Annotated in this window: 19 protein-coding genes and 1 tRNA gene; 8 read left to right on the top strand and 12 right to left on the bottom strand. The window is 70.8% G+C overall.

What is annotated here, in order from left to right; all coding sequences use genetic code 11:
* Positions 1 to 71 precede the first annotated feature (71 nt).
* The gene (locus ABTY98_RS14315) at positions 72 to 659 is read left to right on the top strand and encodes a TetR/AcrR family transcriptional regulator (protein WP_352221184.1); all 588 of its coding nucleotides are present in this window, start codon (positions 72 to 74) and stop codon (positions 657 to 659) included.
* Here ABTY98_RS14315 and ABTY98_RS14310 read toward each other — a convergent pair.
* Positions 613 to 987, bottom strand: coding sequence for a cytochrome P450 (locus ABTY98_RS14310; RefSeq protein WP_352221183.1), 375 nt, complete (start codon positions 985 to 987; stop codon positions 613 to 615). The two genes, ABTY98_RS14315 and ABTY98_RS14310, sit on opposite strands and share 47 nt — an antisense overlap.
* Positions 988 to 1,106: 119 nt before the next feature.
* On the opposite strand from ABTY98_RS14310, the gene ABTY98_RS42280 reads away from it, so the two are divergent.
* Positions 1,107 to 1,481 (top strand): hypothetical protein, encoded by a 375-nt coding sequence (locus ABTY98_RS42280; RefSeq protein WP_502994218.1) that lies wholly within the window; start codon positions 1,107 to 1,109, stop codon positions 1,479 to 1,481.
* Positions 1,482 to 1,504: 23 nt separating this feature from the next.
* On the opposite strand, the gene ABTY98_RS14300 is transcribed toward ABTY98_RS42280, so the two are convergent.
* The 4 genes from ABTY98_RS14300 to ABTY98_RS14285 form a co-directional block, all read right to left on the bottom strand.
* Entirely contained in the window at positions 1,505 to 2,014 is a 510-nt protein-coding gene (locus ABTY98_RS14300; RefSeq protein WP_352221182.1) for a hypothetical protein, read from the bottom strand.
* Between the two features lie 15 nt (positions 2,015 to 2,029).
* Positions 2,030 to 3,262, bottom strand: a complete 1,233-nt coding sequence (locus ABTY98_RS14295) for a site-specific integrase (RefSeq protein ID WP_352221181.1) — start codon at positions 3,260 to 3,262, stop codon at positions 2,030 to 2,032.
* A gap of 258 nt (positions 3,263 to 3,520) precedes the next feature.
* A tRNA-Pro gene (locus ABTY98_RS14290) sits at positions 3,521 to 3,594 on the bottom strand.
* A gap of 45 nt (positions 3,595 to 3,639) precedes the next feature.
* Complete coding sequence (locus ABTY98_RS14285; RefSeq protein ID WP_352221179.1) at positions 3,640 to 5,067, bottom strand: MFS transporter; 1,428 nt, start codon at positions 5,065 to 5,067, stop codon at positions 3,640 to 3,642.
* 211 nt (positions 5,068 to 5,278) lie between these two features.
* Between ABTY98_RS14285 and ABTY98_RS14280 the strand changes: the two genes are divergently transcribed.
* Positions 5,279 to 5,860: a TetR/AcrR family transcriptional regulator gene (locus tag ABTY98_RS14280; RefSeq protein WP_352221178.1), complete on the top strand. Its 582-nt coding sequence runs from the start codon at positions 5,279 to 5,281 to the stop codon at positions 5,858 to 5,860.
* Between the two features lie 4 nt (positions 5,861 to 5,864).
* On the opposite strand, the gene ABTY98_RS14275 is transcribed toward ABTY98_RS14280, so the two are convergent.
* The 3 genes from ABTY98_RS14275 to ABTY98_RS14265 form a co-directional block, all read right to left on the bottom strand.
* On the bottom strand, positions 5,865 to 6,926 hold the full coding sequence (locus ABTY98_RS14275) for a maleylacetate reductase (RefSeq protein WP_352221327.1): 1,062 nt from the start codon (positions 6,924 to 6,926) through the stop codon (positions 5,865 to 5,867).
* Between the two features lie 5 nt (positions 6,927 to 6,931).
* A complete protein-coding gene (locus tag ABTY98_RS14270) occupies positions 6,932 to 7,789 on the bottom strand; it encodes an intradiol ring-cleavage dioxygenase (RefSeq protein ID WP_352221177.1) in 858 nt (285 codons plus the stop codon).
* A gap of 81 nt (positions 7,790 to 7,870) precedes the next feature.
* Positions 7,871 to 8,383: a hypothetical protein gene (locus ABTY98_RS14265; protein WP_352221326.1), complete on the bottom strand. Its 513-nt coding sequence runs from the start codon at positions 8,381 to 8,383 to the stop codon at positions 7,871 to 7,873.
* Positions 8,384 to 8,513: 130 nt separating this feature from the next.
* Here ABTY98_RS14265 and ABTY98_RS14260 point away from each other — a divergent pair, with 130 nt between their 5' ends.
* Positions 8,514 to 8,861, top strand: coding sequence for a cupin domain-containing protein (locus ABTY98_RS14260; protein WP_352221176.1), 348 nt, complete (start codon positions 8,514 to 8,516; stop codon positions 8,859 to 8,861).
* A gap of 6 nt (positions 8,862 to 8,867) precedes the next feature.
* On the opposite strand, the gene ABTY98_RS14255 is transcribed toward ABTY98_RS14260, so the two are convergent.
* On the bottom strand, positions 8,868 to 9,899 hold the full coding sequence (locus tag ABTY98_RS14255; RefSeq protein ID WP_352221175.1) for a LacI family DNA-binding transcriptional regulator: 1,032 nt from the start codon (positions 9,897 to 9,899) through the stop codon (positions 8,868 to 8,870).
* Positions 9,900 to 10,039: 140 nt separating this feature from the next.
* On the opposite strand from ABTY98_RS14255, the gene ABTY98_RS14250 reads away from it, so the two are divergent.
* The 4 genes from ABTY98_RS14250 (at position 10,040) to ABTY98_RS14235 (ending at position 13,537) form a co-directional block, all read left to right on the top strand.
* Complete coding sequence (locus ABTY98_RS14250; protein ID WP_352221174.1) at positions 10,040 to 11,206, top strand: phytanoyl-CoA dioxygenase family protein; 1,167 nt, start codon at positions 10,040 to 10,042, stop codon at positions 11,204 to 11,206.
* A gap of 15 nt (positions 11,207 to 11,221) precedes the next feature.
* Entirely contained in the window at positions 11,222 to 11,998 is a 777-nt protein-coding gene (locus ABTY98_RS14245; protein WP_352221173.1) for an SDR family oxidoreductase, read from the top strand.
* A 107-nt stretch (positions 11,999 to 12,105) separates the two neighbouring features.
* Positions 12,106 to 13,110 (top strand): Gfo/Idh/MocA family protein, encoded by a 1,005-nt coding sequence (locus ABTY98_RS14240; protein WP_352221172.1) that lies wholly within the window; start codon positions 12,106 to 12,108, stop codon positions 13,108 to 13,110.
* 106 nt (positions 13,111 to 13,216) lie between these two features.
* Positions 13,217 to 13,537 (top strand): hypothetical protein, encoded by a 321-nt coding sequence (locus ABTY98_RS14235; protein ID WP_352221171.1) that lies wholly within the window; start codon positions 13,217 to 13,219, stop codon positions 13,535 to 13,537.
* Here ABTY98_RS14235 and ABTY98_RS14230 read toward each other — a convergent pair.
* From ABTY98_RS14230 to ABTY98_RS14220, 3 genes are all read right to left on the bottom strand, one after another.
* Positions 13,525 to 13,713 carry a hypothetical protein gene (locus ABTY98_RS14230; RefSeq protein WP_352221170.1) on the bottom strand — a complete coding sequence of 63 codons (189 nt, stop codon included), beginning with the start codon at positions 13,711 to 13,713 and terminating at the stop codon, positions 13,525 to 13,527. The two genes, ABTY98_RS14235 and ABTY98_RS14230, sit on opposite strands and share 13 nt — an antisense overlap.
* A 114-nt stretch (positions 13,714 to 13,827) precedes the next feature.
* Positions 13,828 to 14,730 carry a sugar phosphate isomerase/epimerase family protein gene (locus tag ABTY98_RS14225; RefSeq protein ID WP_352221169.1) on the bottom strand — a complete coding sequence of 301 codons (903 nt, stop codon included), beginning with the start codon at positions 14,728 to 14,730 and terminating at the stop codon, positions 13,828 to 13,830.
* 2 nt (positions 14,731 to 14,732) lie between these two features.
* Positions 14,733 to 15,644, bottom strand: a complete 912-nt coding sequence (locus ABTY98_RS14220) for an ATP-binding cassette domain-containing protein (protein ID WP_352221168.1) — start codon at positions 15,642 to 15,644, stop codon at positions 14,733 to 14,735.
* Between the last annotated feature and the right edge of the window lie 4 nt (positions 15,645 to 15,648).

Genomic DNA, 15,648 nt, shown 5'->3' with positions numbered 1-15,648 from the left:
CAGGAAACGTACCGGACAGCTGTCCGCTTAGCAAGGCCGGGCGCCTCCACGAGCCCGCGAGGAGGGTCCGAGTGCCGGAGAAGAAGGACGCACCGCTGCGCTCCGACGCGCAGCGCAACCGCGAACGCATCCTGGAAGTGGCACTGGCCGAACTGACCCGCTGCGCCGACACCCCGCTCAGCGCGATCGCCAAGAAGGCGGGCGTCGGCCAGGGCACCTTCTACCGCAACTTCCCCAACCGCGAGGCGCTCGTCCTGGAGATCTACCGCCACGAGATGCAGCAGGTCGCCGACTGGGCGGTCCACCTGCTCGAGACGCGGGAACCGGACCGGGCCCTTCGCGAGTGGATGGACCGGCTCGCCCGGTTCGCCATGGCCAAGGCCGGCCTGGCCGACGCGATCCGCCAGGCCACGTGCGCGCCCGGCGCGGCGGCGAAGCCCGAGCACACCCCGGTGACCGCCGCGTCCGACCTCCTGCTCCGCGCCGCCGAGAAGGCCGGCACCATCCGCACCGGTGTCACCGCGGACGACTTCTTCCTCGCCATCAACGGCCTGTTCACGATCGACCCGCTTGGCGACTGGGAAGCGCGAGCCGCCCGCCTCTTCGACCTGGTCATGGACGGACTGCGGGCGGGAGCGCCCGGACCGAAGGCCGACTGAACGGGACGCGAGCCCCTCTCGACGCGGCGGCACGGGAAGTCCCCGGCACGGGAGTTCCACACTTCGGACAGCTGCGATCGCAGGCGACCCGGAGTTCCTCGGGCCCCCTCTGCCGGTAGGGAGGGGGGTGGGCGACCAGGCGCGGGTCGGCCGGCCGGGTCGCGACCGCAGTCAGCGCGGCTTCGCCCTCCATGCGGGCCAGTGCCGCGCCGAGGCAGTGGTGCACGCCGCCGCCGAAGGAGAGGCGCGCGTTGTGCGGTCGTTCCGGCCAGAAGCGGTCCGGGGCGGTGAAGCGGCGCGGGTCACGGTTGCCGACTGCGAGGAGCATGACGATGCGGTCGCCGGCCGGGACGACCTGGCCGGCGACGCGGATCTGCCGATGGCGGCGGCAAGGCTCGCTGGTACGGCAGCGTACTCGACGGGGCGTCCTACGAACTCGTCCGAGCCATGCGCAATGTCGTACTCGGACAGGACCCTCCGGTCCAGCTCACCGAGCGCGCCGTCACCTATCTCGCACAGCTCCGCGAATCCGCCATCGACACCACCCACCCCGGCGGCACCGTCATCACACGCATCGGCGACGACGTCCGATGGTGGACCTGGGCCGGCTTTCGCGCCAACGCCACACTGACCGCAACGCTCGCCGGGCTCACCGACGAAAAGCAGGACTTCAACGAGCTTCGGCCAGAGCCGCATCGTTGGTCCTCCCCCGAGTTCCAGCTTCGAGTATCACCCTGCGCTACATGTCCGTTCACCGTAGCTATACGAGACAAGGGCCGGGAGTCGCGTGGGTTCACGGAAACCGAAGTCTCTTCAGTGTGAACCCACCGGTCCACCGATGTGCTTCAGGTCAGTGGATCCGTGGGTTCGGGTGCAGCACGAGGGTGCCGAGTGAGCCGAAGAGCTTCGGCCAGAACTTCGGCGTCGACCTGTGCCGGTGTCCTGTCGCCGTATTCGAGGATGTCGTACTCGTCGTCCAGGTTGGCAAGTTGTTCGACCAAGGGCAGTTTGTGCCCGAAGCGCTGGTGGATCCGGAAGGCCAGCTCGCGTGGTGTCAGCTCGCCGGCCAGCGTCCGGGCGGCGAGTGCTCGTGCGGCGGCTTCCTGTCCGGCAACGCTGCCCGCTGGGTAGAAGGTGAGGCCCAATTCATGGAGTGCTGGGGGAAGGAGATCGGGGACGTCGTAATCTGCCTCCGCGCGTGTGCACGCGGCCAGCATCCGCAGGGCGGGACTGTCGAGGCCAGCGACGAGCGCATCACAGGCGCCAGTGACGACATCGGTTGCATGGATCTCGCCCATGCTCCAGAGAACGGCACGGTCCTGAAGCTCGCGGGCTGCTGGTTCGGTCGACGTCATCTGTCCATGATCTCGTCACCAGGTTGAGCAAAGCGAGCCGGTTTCACTGCGATACCTGCTCGGCAGCCTCTCCCAGAAGCGCGCGTGCTGAGTCTGCGTAGCGGATGGCGGTCTTCTCATCGATGCCGAAGACGAGGGCGAGGTGGAGTGGGTCGGCGCCGTGAGTGAGGGCTTCTTCGAGCTGGCGGTCGGCACGGAGTCGTTCGAGAGTGGCGGTGAGGTTGCGGGTGGCCCGGGTGGTCCAGAGCTTGCCGGCCGGCCGAGCTCGACGGCGGTCTTCTGGGTGATCAGCAGGTGCGGGCTGGCTGTATTCGGCCAGCGGTTGCGGCGGTAGTCGAGCCAGTCCAGCACGGCACGGCGCGTGAGGTCGCCGAGGGGGCGGACGTGGCCGCCGACAGTGATGCACCGGTTGCCCAGGTCCACGTCGTCCAGCTGCATCGTCCGGATCGTCTTCGGTCGTGCTGCGTGGGCGGCGGCCAAGGCGATGATGAGCCGGATGTCTGGAGTGCTCGCTGTGCCGATTGCCTCGTCGATGTCCGCCTGGTCGAGAGGCTGGACAACGCCACCGCTCTGGCGGGGGACATGGATGCGGATCGTGGGGTTGCGGAAGATCTGACCGTTCTTCTTCGCATGCTGGAAAAGTGACCGCAGGGCGACAATCCGGGTTTCGCGCTGTTTGCCAGTGACGGCATCCCGGGTGGCGGTGATGTCCTCCCGGGTGACTTCCCGCAGGTGGTCGTAACGGCTGGACCACTCCAGCAGCACCGGCTGGATCTCACCCAGGTAGGCCCATGTCATATGCCGGGAGCGGGGCTCGGACCGCGGGCCACCGTCAAGGAGAGTGCGAACCCAGGCTTCGACGGCGCGACGGATGCCCGGGGGCATCCCGTCGAGTTTTCGCTCCAACCACCGGTCGACGACGGGGGCCCGGTCGTCGGCGAACAGGCCGAGAAGGTCGAGGACTTCGACGGTCCGCACGACGGGAAGCCCACGGACTCGTAGGGCCGCGAAGAGCTCGGAGTATCGGATCGACTCACCTTCGCGGAAGCCGGACAGCACGATGACCAGGGCTCGGTTCACGTCGCTGGTGATCCAGCGGCTCCAGCCACGGGCCTCTCCCAGCGTCCGGGCGGCCTGCTGGGCCCGGACCAGCCTGGGATTGGCCAGGTCGGCGTGGAGTTCCCGATCGAACCGTCGGAAGTCCCGAGTAACAGTGAATAGTGTCAGTTGCGTTGACGTCGCGATCACGCGATGCGGTTCGGGAAGCGGCGGCTACTTCAGCACGCGCCGTCCGGCCTTGCCGACCCACGGCCCGCCGTTCTTGGGCCGCTGGAGATTCGCGAAGCGCACACCTCAGTACGCTCCGCGCACCGCGCTCGCTGCCAGGCCCGATCATCATGACTCGCTGACGCGGTCAAGGACGCCGGTCCCAACTGGTCCCCAAGAATGATCAAGGGCCGGTTTCGGATGCCTCCGAAACCGGCCCTGACCTGCGACTCATACGAGTCGGGACGACAGGATTTGAACCTGCGACCCCTTGACCCCCAGTCAAGTGCGCTACCAAGCTGCGCCACGTCCCGCTGCGGAGTCACGCGGTGTGTGCCGCGTGATCACGCAGGTCAACACTACCGCACGCGTGCCGGTGCTGCTGCCGCCCGTTCCGTGACCGGTGCGGTGACGCGCTGTGCGCGGCGGACCGGGACGAGGAGCGCGGCCCCGGCGGCGGTCAGGCAGAACAGGGTGAGCAGGGCCCACGCGTGGGTGTAGCCCGAGGCGTACGGCAGCCCGGAGGGCTGGAGCCGGCCGGTGACCAGGACGCTGGTGAGCGCGGCGCCGATGGAGCCGCCGATGGTGCGGATGTTGGCGTTCATACCGGTCGCGGCGCCGGTCTGCTCGGGCGGCACGCTGCCCACGACGAGGTTGGCCATCGAGGCGAAGGCCAGGCCGATGCCGAGACCGAACAGGCCGGAGACGACGGCGATCTGCCACTGTTCGGTGTGCCACAGGGTGAGCAGGCCGAGCGCGAGGGCGCCGAAGGCCGCACCGGCGGTGAGGAGCGCCTTGGCGCCCACCAGGGGCTCCAGCCGGCCGCTGAGGATGCCCGAGAGGAACATCGCGATCAGCATCGGAACCATCAGCAGCCCGGAGGCCGTGACGCCGGCGCCGAAACCGTATCCGGCGGCGGACGGTGTCTGGACGAAGCCGGGCAGGAAGGACCAGAGCGCGTACATGCCCGCGCCGAACAGCAGCGCGGCGGCGTTGGTGGTCCAGACGACGGGCAGTCGCATGACGCGCAGGTCGATCAGCGGGGTGCGGGAGCGGGCCTCGGCGAGCAGCCACACCGCGAACAGCACGACGGCCACGCCGAACAGACCGAGCACCTTGGCCGAGCCCCAGCCCCACTGCCCGGCCTGACTCAGCGGCAGCAGCAGCGCCACCAGCCAGGCGGAGAGCAGCCCGGCACCGAGCCAACCGACGCTGCCCTCGGCCCTCTTGGGGGACTCGGGGACATAGCGTGCGGCGATGAGGACGGTCACGGCGACCACCGCGACCGGGATCCAGAACAGCCAGCGGTAGTCAAGAGCCGAGACGATGGGGCCCGCGGCCACGATGCCGACGCCGCCGCCGGCCGCGATCACCGCGGACAGGTTGCTGATGCTGCCGCTGACCTCGCGCGGGGCGAACTCGTCCCGGATGACGCCGAAGGAGAGCGGGAACAGGGCCCCGCCGACGCCCTGGACGACGCGGGCGACGACCAGGACGCCGATGTTCGGTGCGAGGGCGGCGAGCAGACAGCCGGCCAGGACGGCCAGGAGGACGGCGACGAGGGTGCGCTTCTTGCCGGTCAGGTCGCCGACCCGGCCGAGTATCGGGGTGAAGACGGAGGCGGACAGCAGATAGGCAGTCATCACCCAGGTCGCGTTGGACTGCGAGGTGTGCAGGGCGTGCTGGACGGTCGGCAGAGCCGGGGCGACCAGCGACTGGAGCATGGAGAACACGCCGGCACCGGTCGCGAGGACCGCGAAGGTGAGGCGGGTGGACTTCCGGGGCATGAAGGAGCCTCTCCGACATCGGAACGGAGGGAAATGTCAGGGGAATGCCTGTGAGCGTGCGCGGGTGCGGGCACCGGGCCGCGTCCGGCCATGGCATACCGCTCCCCACTGCTAAAGTGGAGGTACCCCTCCACTCTAATGGAGGCAACCCTCCGTTTCAACCGAAGTCGAGGAACCCCTCCGGTTCATCCGTGTCCCACGGGAGGCAGCAATGACGGACAGCCCGTTCGCCGTCAGTGAGATCGTCGCGTCCCGGCGGCCGCACCGGAAGGACGCGGCCCGCAACTACGACGCACTGATCACGGCCGCCCGCGAGGCGTTCGCCGAGCGGGGCGCGGACGTCTCCCTGGAGGACGTCGCCCGCCGCGCCGGGGTGGGGATCGGCACCCTCTACCGGAACTTCCCCACCCGTCGCGAACTCTTCGAGAGCGTCTACGCGGACGAGGTCAACGCCCTGTGCCAGGCCGCCGTGGAACTGTCCGAGAGGCTGGAGCCGTGGGAGGCACTGGCGGCCTGGCTGAACCGCTTCGTGGGCTACGCGGCGACCAAGCGGGCGGTGCGTGAGGCCCTCGACGGCGAGTCGGAGATCTTCCAGACCTGCCGCGAGTCGATGTTCGCGGCCGGCGGCCCGCTGCTGGAGCGGGCGCAGAAGGCGGGCGCGGCCCGCACCGACATGGAGATCGGCGATCTGCTCCGGCTGGTCTCCGGGGTCACGGCGACGGCCTTCGAGGACGACGCCCAGCGCGACCGCGTCCTCGGGATCGCCCTGGACGGGGTGAGAGCGGGCCGCTAGGCCCTTATGTGCGCGGTGAGCCGCCCTCGTACGCCGCCCGCAGCACGCTCAGGGCGTCGTCGGCCGTGACCGGCCTCGGGTTGGCGTACGGCTGCCCCGCGACCTGTCCGGCTGCCACCGCCAAGTCGGCTTCCCGCAGACCGAGTTCGGCGAGGGAACGGGGTGCGCCGAGTCGGCCCGCCAGCTCCCGCAGGGCGGCCGGCGCGTCGTCCGCCCCCAGCGCCCGGGCCACGGCGGCGGCCGCCTCCGGTACGGCGGGCGCGTTGAAGGCGAAGGCGTACGGCAGCACGACGGTGTGTGTCTCGGCGTGCGGGAGTCCGAAAGTGCCGCCGAGGACATGGCACAGCTTGTGATGCAGGCCCATGGTGGTGGCGCCCAGACAGGCCCCGCACAGCCAGGCGCCGTACAGGGCGCGGGAGCGGGCCGGTACCGAGTCGGGGGCGGCGGCGATCGCGGGCAGAGCGCCCGCCAGCGCCCGTACGCCCTCCTCGGCCATCAGCGCGACCAGCGGCGAGCCGTCCGGCGCGTACAGCGCCTCCACGGCGTGGGCGAGGGCGTTGATCCCGCTGGTCACCGAGAGCGGGACGGGCAGGGAGAGGGTGAGCTCGGGGTCGTAGACGACACTGCGCGGCAGGACGACGGGGTCGCGGCCGGTGCGTTTGACGCCGTGCTCGGTGAGGCCCCAGACCGGGGTCATCTCGGAGCCCGCGTAGGTCGAGGGCACGGCGATCAGCGGAAGGCCGGTGCGCAGGGCGATGGCCTTGCCGAGGCCGATGGCGGAGCCGCCGCCGACGGCCACACAGCCGTCGGCGCCCGCGGCCCGGGCCGCCGCGACGCCCCGGGCCGCGACTTCCACGGGCACATGCATCCGGGCCCCGGTGTGCAGGCCGGCGCAGGCGAGCCCGAGCGAGTCGGCGACGGCCCGCGCGGTCTCGGCACCCCGCTCTCCGCTGAGCACCAACAGCCGCCGCAGACCGAGGTGCCGAGCCTCCTCGGCGGGCGCGGTGAGCGCGGCGCCGCGCCGGAACACCACCCGCACGGGCCGGGTCTCGTACACGAAGTCCAGGGGGTTCACGAGCGCTCCAGTACGAGGTCGAACCGGGCGTGCCGGAACGGGTTCGGCACGCCGAACTCCCCTGCCAGCGCCGGGTCGTCGGTCGGGGTGAAGTCCTTGACCAGGCTCTCCTTGACCGCGAACACCGCGTCGGAATCCAGGTACGCACCGCCGGCGACGAAGATGTGCGTGGTGACCGGAGCGTGTCCCTCGGCCGAGACGATGAAGTGGATGTGGGCGGGGCGGTAGGGGTGCCGTCCGGTGGCCTTCAGCAGGGCGCCCACCGGGCCGTCGGTCGGGATCGGGTACGCGCTGGGCACGCAGGTCCGGAACCGGAAGCGGCCCTCGCCGTCGGCCGTGAACAGGCCCCGGCCGTTGCCGGGCGGCTGGACGTCGGGCCGCTGCACGTCGTAGAAGCCGTGCGGGTCGGCCTGCCAGACGTCCAGGACGGCGCCGGGCAGCGGGGTGCCGTCGGCGGACCGGACCACACCGCTTACCACGCAGGGTTCGCCGGTGCCGACCAGGTCGATGTCCGCGCCCAGCTCCCGGACCGGGGACTCGGTCATGTGGAAGGGGCCAAGGACCGTCGACTCGGTGCTGCCGGGGTCGCTGTGCCCGTTGATCGTCTCGACCAGCATCGACAGGCCCAGCACATCGGAGAGCAGGATGAACTCCTGCCGCGTGTCCGTGCAGGTCTGCCCGGTCGCGGTGAGGAACGCGACCGCCGCCTCCCACTCGCGCTGGGTCAGCCGGGTCTCGCGCGCGAAGGCGTGCAGATGACGGATCAGCGCGGCGAGCAGCTCGCGCAGCCGGGGGTCGTCGGTGCCCCGCAGACTGTCGACGGCCTCGGTGGTGACCGCGTCTTCGGTTGTCATACCGGCTCCTTGCCCGGGGGAACAGTGACCTTGAGTGATCGTAAACCGTTTACCGTTCAATGAACCGGATCGTTTCCGGATCTACTTGATGAGCGCGTTGGCCACCACCACGATCACCCCGAGCAAGGCGTCGAGCATGCCGATGAGCACGGCCGCGGGCCAACTCCGCGCCGACCAGCGGGCAGTGACGAGGCCCAGACCGAACAGGATCACGATGTTCAGGACGAACGCCGGGTACTCCACGCCCTTGGCCGGCCACCAGCCCCAGCCGGCGCCCGCGAGCAGGAAGACCGTGGGCAGGACGGCCGTGACCAGCGGCCACTCGTCGGCCACGGTGCGCAGCGCGTCCCAGCGCTGGTGCGGGGCCCGCTCGGCGATGTAGTGGGCGTAGCCGTGGGCCAGTGCGGAGGCGCAGGCGGTGACCAGGACCCAGAGGGCGTCGTAGCGGCGGCCGGCGGCGGAGGTGTGGCCGTACTGGCTGAGCGCGGCGACCATCGAGGAGGCCAGCACTGAGCCGTAGACCCCGCCGAACAGGATGGCCTCGCGGGTGTCGTTCGTGTGCGGCTCCGCCACCGCCGCCGTGGAGTCGGCCATGTTCTCCACGATCACCCCGGCGCGCCGCTCCCGCCAGTCCGGGCAGCCCGACGAAGTGTCCTTCCACCAGGCCCGATGCCCCACACCCTGTCCACGCCCAGGGTGCCGGTGGGCTCGCTAGGGTCGCCGTATGACGACGCACAGCTTCGCCCTGCACATCCCCGACGCCGAACTCGAACCCGACCCGCTGGATCCGGCGCAGATCGTCTCCGGCACGCCCGAGGTCACCGGGAAGGTGGTCTGGGAGTCGGCCGACGGCAGGCAGGTCCGGGGGATCTGGCAGATCACCCCGGGCGTGGTCACCGACACCGAGGCGGACGAGCTGTTCGTGGTGGTCAGTGGCTCGGCGACGATCGAGGTCGAGGGCGGGGCGACGTTCACGGTGGGCCCCGGGGACATGGCCGTACTGCGCGAGGGCGACCGTACGACGTGGACGGTGCACGAGACGCTGCGCAAGGCGTACGCGATCAATCTGTGAGCGCGCTCAGCGGGTCGTGGAGGCGGGCATGTTGTAGGGCGTGACCACCTGGATCGCCGACGGCAGGGTCGGGCCCGCCGGCGGCAGGGCGCCCTGGGCGCGCATCACCAGATGGCAGGCCTCGCGCATGTCCTGCCGCAGGTCGTGGTGGAGGACGGCGGACAGGCGGTGCGCGCGCAGCAGGTGGGTGTTGTCGTGGTCGAGGTCGTGGGCGATGAACACGGCGCACTCCCGGCCCACGTCGGCGAAGGCACGCAGGGTCGCGTTGTTGCCGCCGCCGATCGAGTAGACCGCGCGGATCTCCGGGTCGTGTTCCAGGGCGGCGCGGACCAGGTCGTACTGGGTGGCGTCCAGCCCCTGCCCCTCCGCGATCTCCACCAAAGTCCGCTCGGGATGGGCGGCCCGCATGACGCTGCGGAAGCCCATCTCACGCTCCTCCTCGTTGCGGAAGAAGCCGCTGCTGAGGCTGGTGAGGACATTGCCGGGCCGGTCGCCGAGCCACTGGCCCATGAGATAGGCGGCGGTGGCGCCGGCCGCCCGGTTGTCACTGCCGACATAGGCGAGCCGGCCGCTGGCGGGCAGGTCGGTGACCAGGGTGACGACCGGTATCCCCGCCGCCCCGAGGCACCCCACGGCGGCGGTGATCTCGGGGACGTCCGGCGCCTTGAGGATCACACCCTGCGAGCCCCGGCGGGCGATCCGGTCGAGCGTCCTCACCAGCTCCGCCACCGGACCGGTCTCCCGGAAGTGGAACCGGGAGCGCACCACCGCCGGGTGCAGCGAGGGCAGCTCGGCCTCCAGCGCGCCGCGCACGGCCGTGGTGAACCGCTCGGGCGCCTGCATCACGATGTCGACCATGAAGGTACGGCCCACCAGCCGGACCTGGGTGCGCTGCCGGTCCAGATCGGCGATGGCCTGCCGCACCTCCCGCACGGTGCTCTCCCGCACCCCTCCCCTGCCGTTCAGCACCCGGTCCACGGTGGCCTCGCTGAGCCCTGCCTGACGTGCGATTTCACGGATGGGGAAGGGGTGGCCCACGGCCTGGCTCCTTGAGGGGTTTTTGATGGCTCACTGCTGGTTGTTCGAGGGGTTTGTACTGACAAGAATGACAGAGCCCCGCCGCTCCCACGGCCCTGATCGTGGCCGTGCCCGTGGCCATGACCGAAAGAAGGACACCGATGTCCCTCGCCGCCGAACAGGGCCGCGCCTGGCTCTCGCAGCAGGACTGCGACCTCGACACCTTCCGCGCGCTGGTCGAGCGGAGCACCGACCCGGCCGGCTATCCGTACGCCTCGGCCGTCGAGCGCAACGTGCTCGTCTACGACAGCGAGCGGCTGCGCACCGCCGACGCGCCCCACGCGGTGCGGACCGAACTCGTGCGCGCCCTCACCGACGGCCCGGGCGTCGTCGTCCTCAAGGGCGCGTTCCCCGATCCGAAGGTCGTCGACCGGGCCACGGCGGTGTTCGACGCGCTGATCTCTGAGCAGAACGAGTCGGGAGCCGGGGCGGGCGACCACTTCGCGAAGCCGGGCGCCAACGAACGGGTGTGGAACGCGCTGGAGAAGACGGCGCTGTACGACCCCGAGGTGTTCGCCGACTACTACGCCAACGACGTCCTGGCCCTGGTCTTCCGGGCCTGGCTGGGCCCCGGCTACCAGATCACGTCGCAGATCAACGTGGTCAACCCGGGCGGCATGGCGCAGACCGCGCACCGCGACTACCACCTCGGTTTCCTCTCCGACGAGCAGGCCGAGGCCTACCCGGCGCACGTACACCGCCTCTCCCCGGTGCTCACACTCCAGGGCGCGGTCGCGCACTGCGACATGCCGGTGGAGTCCGGGCCGACGATGTACCTGCCGTACTCGCAGACGTACGAGCCGGGCTATCTGGCCTGGCGGCGGCCGGAGTTCCAGGACTACTTCAAGGCCCACCACGTGCAGTTGCCCCTCGCAAAGGGCGACGCGGCGTTCTTCAACCCGGCGGTGTTCCACGCGGCCGGCACCAACCGGACCCCCGACGTGCGCCGGATGGCCAACCTGCTCCAGGTGTCCTCGGCCTTCGGGCGGGCCATGGAGACGGTGGACCGGGAGGCGGTGACCAACGCGGTCTACCCGGTGCTGCGCCGGCGCCTGACGGAGGGAGTCGCCGAGGCCTGGCTGGAGCACGTCATCGCCGCGAGCGCCGAGGGCTACCCGTTCCCGACCAACCTCGACAGCGATCCGCCGGTCGACGGCATGGCCCCGCCCTCGCAGGCGGACCTGGTGCGGCGGGCGCTGCGCGAGGGATGGGCGACCCGGGTGCTGCGGGACGAGCTGCGGGCCGCCGCGGCCCGGCGTGAGAGCTGAAAGGCCAAGGATTCGATGGGACTTCTCGACGACAAGATCGTCCTCGTCAACGGCGGCAGCCAGGGCGTCGGCGCGGCCATCGCGCGGGCCGCGGTCCGGGAGGGCGCCACGGTCGCCGTCACCGGCCGCCGCCCCGGGCCCGGCGAGGCCCTGGTGGCCGAACTGTCCGCCGCCGGCGGCAAGGCGCTGTACGTGCGGGCCGACCTCTCGGACGCCGGGCAGGCCAAGGCCTCGGTGGGTGAGGTGATCGAGGCGTACGGCCGGATCGACTGCCTGGTCAACTCGGCGGGACTCACCTCCCGGGGCACCCTGCTGGACACCACGCCCGAGCTGTTCGACCAGCACATCGCGATCAACCTCAAGGGGCCGTTCTTCGCGATGCAGGCGGCGGTCGCCGACATGGTCGCGCGCAAGGCGCCCGGCACGGTCGTCAACATCATCACGTCGTCCGCGCACGGCGGGCAGCCGTATCTCGCGCCGTACGTCGCCGCGAAGGCCGGCCTGATCGGCCTGACCCGCAATGCGGCGCACGCCCACCGCTGGGACCGGGTCCGGATCAACGGCCTGAACATCGGCTGGACGGCGACGGAGGGCGAGGACGCGACGCAGCGGGCGTTCCACGGGGCGGGGGACGGGTGGCTGGCAGAGGCCGCGTCCAAGTTGCCGATGGGGAAGCTCGGCCAACCGGACGAGATCGCGGATTTCGTGGTGCTGCTGTTGTCGGAGCGGTCGGGGGTGGTGACCGGGTCGGTGATCGACTGGGACCAGAACGTGCTGGGTGGGCTCGACTAAAGGGGTTGCCGCCCCGGGCCGCGGGTCGTCTGCGGCTGCGTTGTGGCTGATCGCGCAGTTCCCCGCGCCCCTGAGGGGGCGCATACACACCAAGGAGTAAGACGCCCATGCGTATTGGAATTCTCGGGCTCGGTCGTATCGGTGCCTTTCATGCCGAGACCCTCTCGGGGCTCGACGCGGTCGAGTCGCTCGTTCTTGCCGATCCCTTCGCGGACGCCGCCAAGGCAGCCGCGGAGAAGTTCGGCGGCGAGGTGGCGGACTCGCCCGAGGCCGTGCTTGCCGCGGGCATCGACGGCGTGGTGATCGCCGCCGCCACTGACGCCCACCCGGCCCTGATCCTCGCTGCCGTCGAGGCCGGCATCCCCGTTTTCTGCGAGAAGCCCGTCGCCAAGCACATGAGTGACGGTGTCGAGGTACTCAAGGCCGTCCAGGGCAAGGACGTACCGATCCAGATCGGCTACAACCGCCGTTTCGACGCCGGGTTCGTCGCCGCGCGTGCCGCCGTCCAGGCCGGGGAGCTGGGCAAGTTGCACACCGTCCGCTCCACCACCCTGGACCCGGCCCCGCCGCCCGCCGCCTACGTCGCGGTGTCCGGCGGCATCTTCCGGGACTGTTCGGTCCACGACTTCGACATCATCCGCTGGGTGACCGGCCGTGAGGTCACCGAGGTGTACGCGGTCGGCGGCAACCGGGGTGCCGACTACATCAAGGAGGCGGGTGACGCCGACACCACCGGCGCGATCCTCACCCTGGACGACGGCACCATCGCGGTGGTCTCCAACTCCCGCCACAACGCACGGGGTTACGACGTCCGTATGGAGCTGCACGGCTTCGCGGACTCGATCGCCGTCGGCCTGGAGGACAAGCTCCCGCTGCGTTCGGTCGAGCCCGGGGTGACCTTCCCGGCGGGCACCCCGCACGACTTCTTCATGGACCGCTTCACCGCGGCCTACCGCGCCGAACTCGCCGCGTTCGCCGAGGTCGTGGCCGGCACCCGGCCCTCCCCGTGCACGGTCGAGGACGCCCTGGAGGCCGGCTGGATCGCGGAGGCCTGCACGCTGTCCCTGCACGAGCACCGTCCGGTGACGATCGCGGAGGTACGCGGCGCCTGACACCGGGCACGGCGGCGGGGCGGGCAGAGGGACCGGAGCACGGTCCCGGCCCGCCCCTTCGTCATTTCCCCTGACGCCGAGCTGGAGGAGTACGTCCTCCGGGTCGATGTCCTTGCTTGAGCGTGCCGTCCGCCGCGCCGACGTCGAGCGGGGTACCGGTGCGTGCACAGAAGACCTCGGCGAGCGCGGACGGCGGGTGCCGACGCGTCGGCTGCCGGACTTCGCGATGCGTCTCGCGGCCCGTTTCCGGGGCCCCGCGCCACGGGAGAGCACCCCGGCACCGGGCCGGCGCAACCGGCACAGCACCGAGAAGGCGGCGCGGCTGCTCGGCCGGCAGCCGCGCCCGGCCCGGCAGACGGTGCGGGACCGCGCCGAGAGCCTGCCCGCCCGCGGCGCGATGGACCTCCCGCCGGCTCAGAGGCCGTAGCGGACCGCGAACTCGTCCGGGTCGTAGGCGTCCCGGTCCGGGTCATGCTGGATCGCCGGCCTGGTCTCGACCATGTCCTCCGGGCGGATCCGCTCCGGCAACACCCCGAAACGGTGCTGCCGCAACACCGCGGCAGCACCGTCGACGACCGGCTCAGCGTGCTCTTCGTGTGTCATCCTCGCCCCCATGGCCCGTTTCCTCCGCCGCGGCGACGCTCCGCCACGACGGTGGAGTTCGCTTTCGTCCCGTCGTCAGGAAGAACGTCCGGGTTCCGGCGTGTGTTCCCGGGCTCAGGCGCCGCAGGACCGCAGGAACTTCCGGGTGCGCACCGCGATGGGCAGCGGCTTGTCCGGCTCGCAGGGGTACATGTCCTGCTCGACGATGGCGAACAGATCGACGCCCAGCCGCTGCGCCGCCTCCATCACCGGGCCCAGCTCCGGTACCCCGGTGGGCGGTTCGCACATCACGCCCTGGGCCACGGCCGGGCCGAACGGGGTGCCCTTGGCCTGGACGTCGGCCAGGATCGCCGGGTCCACCTGCTTGAGGTGGAGGTAGCCGATCCGCTCGCCGTAGGTCTCGATCAGCTTGACGCTGTCGCCGCCGCAGTAGGCGTAGTGGCCGGTGTCCAGGCAGAGGTTGACCAGGTCCGTGTCGGTCGAGTCGAGGAAGCGCTCCACGTGCTCCTCGGTGTCGATGTGGGTGTCGGCGTGCGGATGGACGACGATGTCCAGGCCGTACGTCTCCCTCACCTCGTGGCCGAGCCGTTCCATGCCCTTGGTGAGGTGGGCCCACTGCTCGCCGGTCAGCTCGTGCGGCTCCAGGATCTCGGCGGTCTTGTCGTCGCGCCAGAAGGACGGGATGACCACCAGGTGCTTCGCGTCCATCGCCTGGGTGAGCGCGGCGACCTGGCTGACGTGCTCCCAGGTGGCGTCCCAGACGGCGGGGCCGCGGTGCAGGCCGGTGAAGACCGTGCCGGCCGAGACCTTCAGGTTCCGCCGGCCGATCTCGTCGGTGAGGCGGGCCGGGTCGGTGGGAAGGTAGCCGTAGGGGCCGAGTTCGATCCAGGAGTACCCGGCCTCGGCGACCTCGTCGAGGAAGCGTTCCCAGGGGACCTGCCGGGGGTCGTCGGGGAACCAGACGCCCCAGGAGTCGGGGGCCGAGCCGACACGGATGCGGTCGAGGGCGTTCGCCATGCTCAGGACTTTCCTTCCGGACCGGTCACCGCGGGGGCGGTGAGGTCCTCCTCTTCCGGGAGTTCCTCGGTGTCGACTCCGCGGACCTGGGACAGTTCGTGCTTGAGGGCGGCGAGTTCGGCGCCGCCCGCCATGTGGTTGGTGAGCTCTTCGAGGGTGATCTCGCTGCGTTCGGCGGAGAGTTCGAGGGTCCCGAGGCGCAGGACGCTGAAGTGGTCACCGACCATGTAGGCGTGGTGGGGGTTGTGGGTGATGAAGATGACGCCGAGGCCGCGGTCGCGGGCGGCGGCGATGTACTTGAGGACCACACCGGACTGCTTGACGCCGAGGGCGGCGGTGGGCTCGTCGAGGATCAGCACCCGGGCGCCGAAGTAGACGGCGCGGGCGATGGCCACGCACTGGCGCTGGCCACCGGAGAGGGTGCCGATGGGCTGGTCGAGGTCGTCCAGGACGATGCCCATGTTGCGCAGTTCGCGGTCGGCGGTCTCCTTCATCCTGGCGATGTCGAGACGCCGTACCGGCCAGGGGCCCTTGGTCATCTCGGAGCCGAGGAAGAAGTTCCGCCACACCGGCATCAGGGGGACGGTGGCGAGGTCCTGGTAGACGGTGGCGATGCCCTTGTCGAGGGCCTCGCGCGGGGTGGTGAAACGCACCGGCTCGCCGTCGACGAGGAAGTCGCCCTCGGTGTGCTGGTGCAGCCCCGAGATGATCTTGATGAGGGTGGACTTGCCTGCGCCGTTGTCGCCGAGGACGCAGGTGACCTGGTCGGGGAAGACCTTGAGGTCGACGCCGTGCAGGGCGCGGATGTTGCCGTAGGACTTGCCCGCGCCGCGCAGTTCGACGATCGGGGCGCCTTCGGCGGGTGCCGTGTCCTGGAGGAAGGCGCCGTGGGTTCCGGTTCCGTTGTCTGTCATCGGG

It is taken from the genome of Streptomyces sp. NPDC096040, from assembly GCF_040303265.1.
Taxonomy (GTDB): Bacteria; Actinomycetota; Actinomycetes; order Streptomycetales; family Streptomycetaceae; genus Streptomyces.
Note: the sequence above shows the minus strand (reverse complement) of the source record. Positions and strands in the feature narration are given on the sequence as shown.

Bases quoted from the DNA above. Each gene is read 5' to 3' on its own strand.
- ABTY98_RS14235 (WP_352221171.1), top strand. From the start codon at position 13,217: ATGTCCTTGCTTGAGCGTGCCGTCCGCCGCGCCGACGTCGAGCGGGGT.
- ABTY98_RS14300 (WP_352221182.1), bottom strand. From the start codon at position 2,014: ATGACGTCGACCGAACCAGCAGCCCGCGAGCTTCAGGACCGTGCCGTT.
- ABTY98_RS14220 (WP_352221168.1), bottom strand. From the start codon at position 15,644: ATGACAGACAACGGAACCGGAACCCACGGCGCCTTCCTCCAGGACACG.
- ABTY98_RS14260 (WP_352221176.1), top strand. From the start codon at position 8,514: ATGACGACGCACAGCTTCGCCCTGCACATCCCCGACGCCGAACTCGAA.
- ABTY98_RS14280 (WP_352221178.1), top strand. From the start codon at position 5,279: ATGACGGACAGCCCGTTCGCCGTCAGTGAGATCGTCGCGTCCCGGCGG.
- ABTY98_RS42280 (WP_502994218.1), top strand. From the start codon at position 1,107: ATGCGCAATGTCGTACTCGGACAGGACCCTCCGGTCCAGCTCACCGAG.
- ABTY98_RS14245 (WP_352221173.1), top strand. From the start codon at position 11,222: ATGGGACTTCTCGACGACAAGATCGTCCTCGTCAACGGCGGCAGCCAG.
- ABTY98_RS14270 (WP_352221177.1), bottom strand. From the start codon at position 7,789: ATGACAACCGAAGACGCGGTCACCACCGAGGCCGTCGACAGTCTGCGG.
- ABTY98_RS14285 (WP_352221179.1), bottom strand. From the start codon at position 5,067: ATGCCCCGGAAGTCCACCCGCCTCACCTTCGCGGTCCTCGCGACCGGT.
- ABTY98_RS14240 (WP_352221172.1), top strand. From the start codon at position 12,106: ATGCGTATTGGAATTCTCGGGCTCGGTCGTATCGGTGCCTTTCATGCC.
- ABTY98_RS14265 (WP_352221326.1), bottom strand. From the start codon at position 8,383: ATGGCCGACTCCACGGCGGCGGTGGCGGAGCCGCACACGAACGACACC.
- ABTY98_RS14225 (WP_352221169.1), bottom strand. From the start codon at position 14,730: ATGGCGAACGCCCTCGACCGCATCCGTGTCGGCTCGGCCCCCGACTCC.
- ABTY98_RS14250 (WP_352221174.1), top strand. From the start codon at position 10,040: ATGTCCCTCGCCGCCGAACAGGGCCGCGCCTGGCTCTCGCAGCAGGAC.
- ABTY98_RS14310 (WP_352221183.1), bottom strand. From the start codon at position 987: ATGCTCCTCGCAGTCGGCAACCGTGACCCGCGCCGCTTCACCGCCCCG.
- ABTY98_RS14230 (WP_352221170.1), bottom strand. From the start codon at position 13,713: ATGACACACGAAGAGCACGCTGAGCCGGTCGTCGACGGTGCTGCCGCG.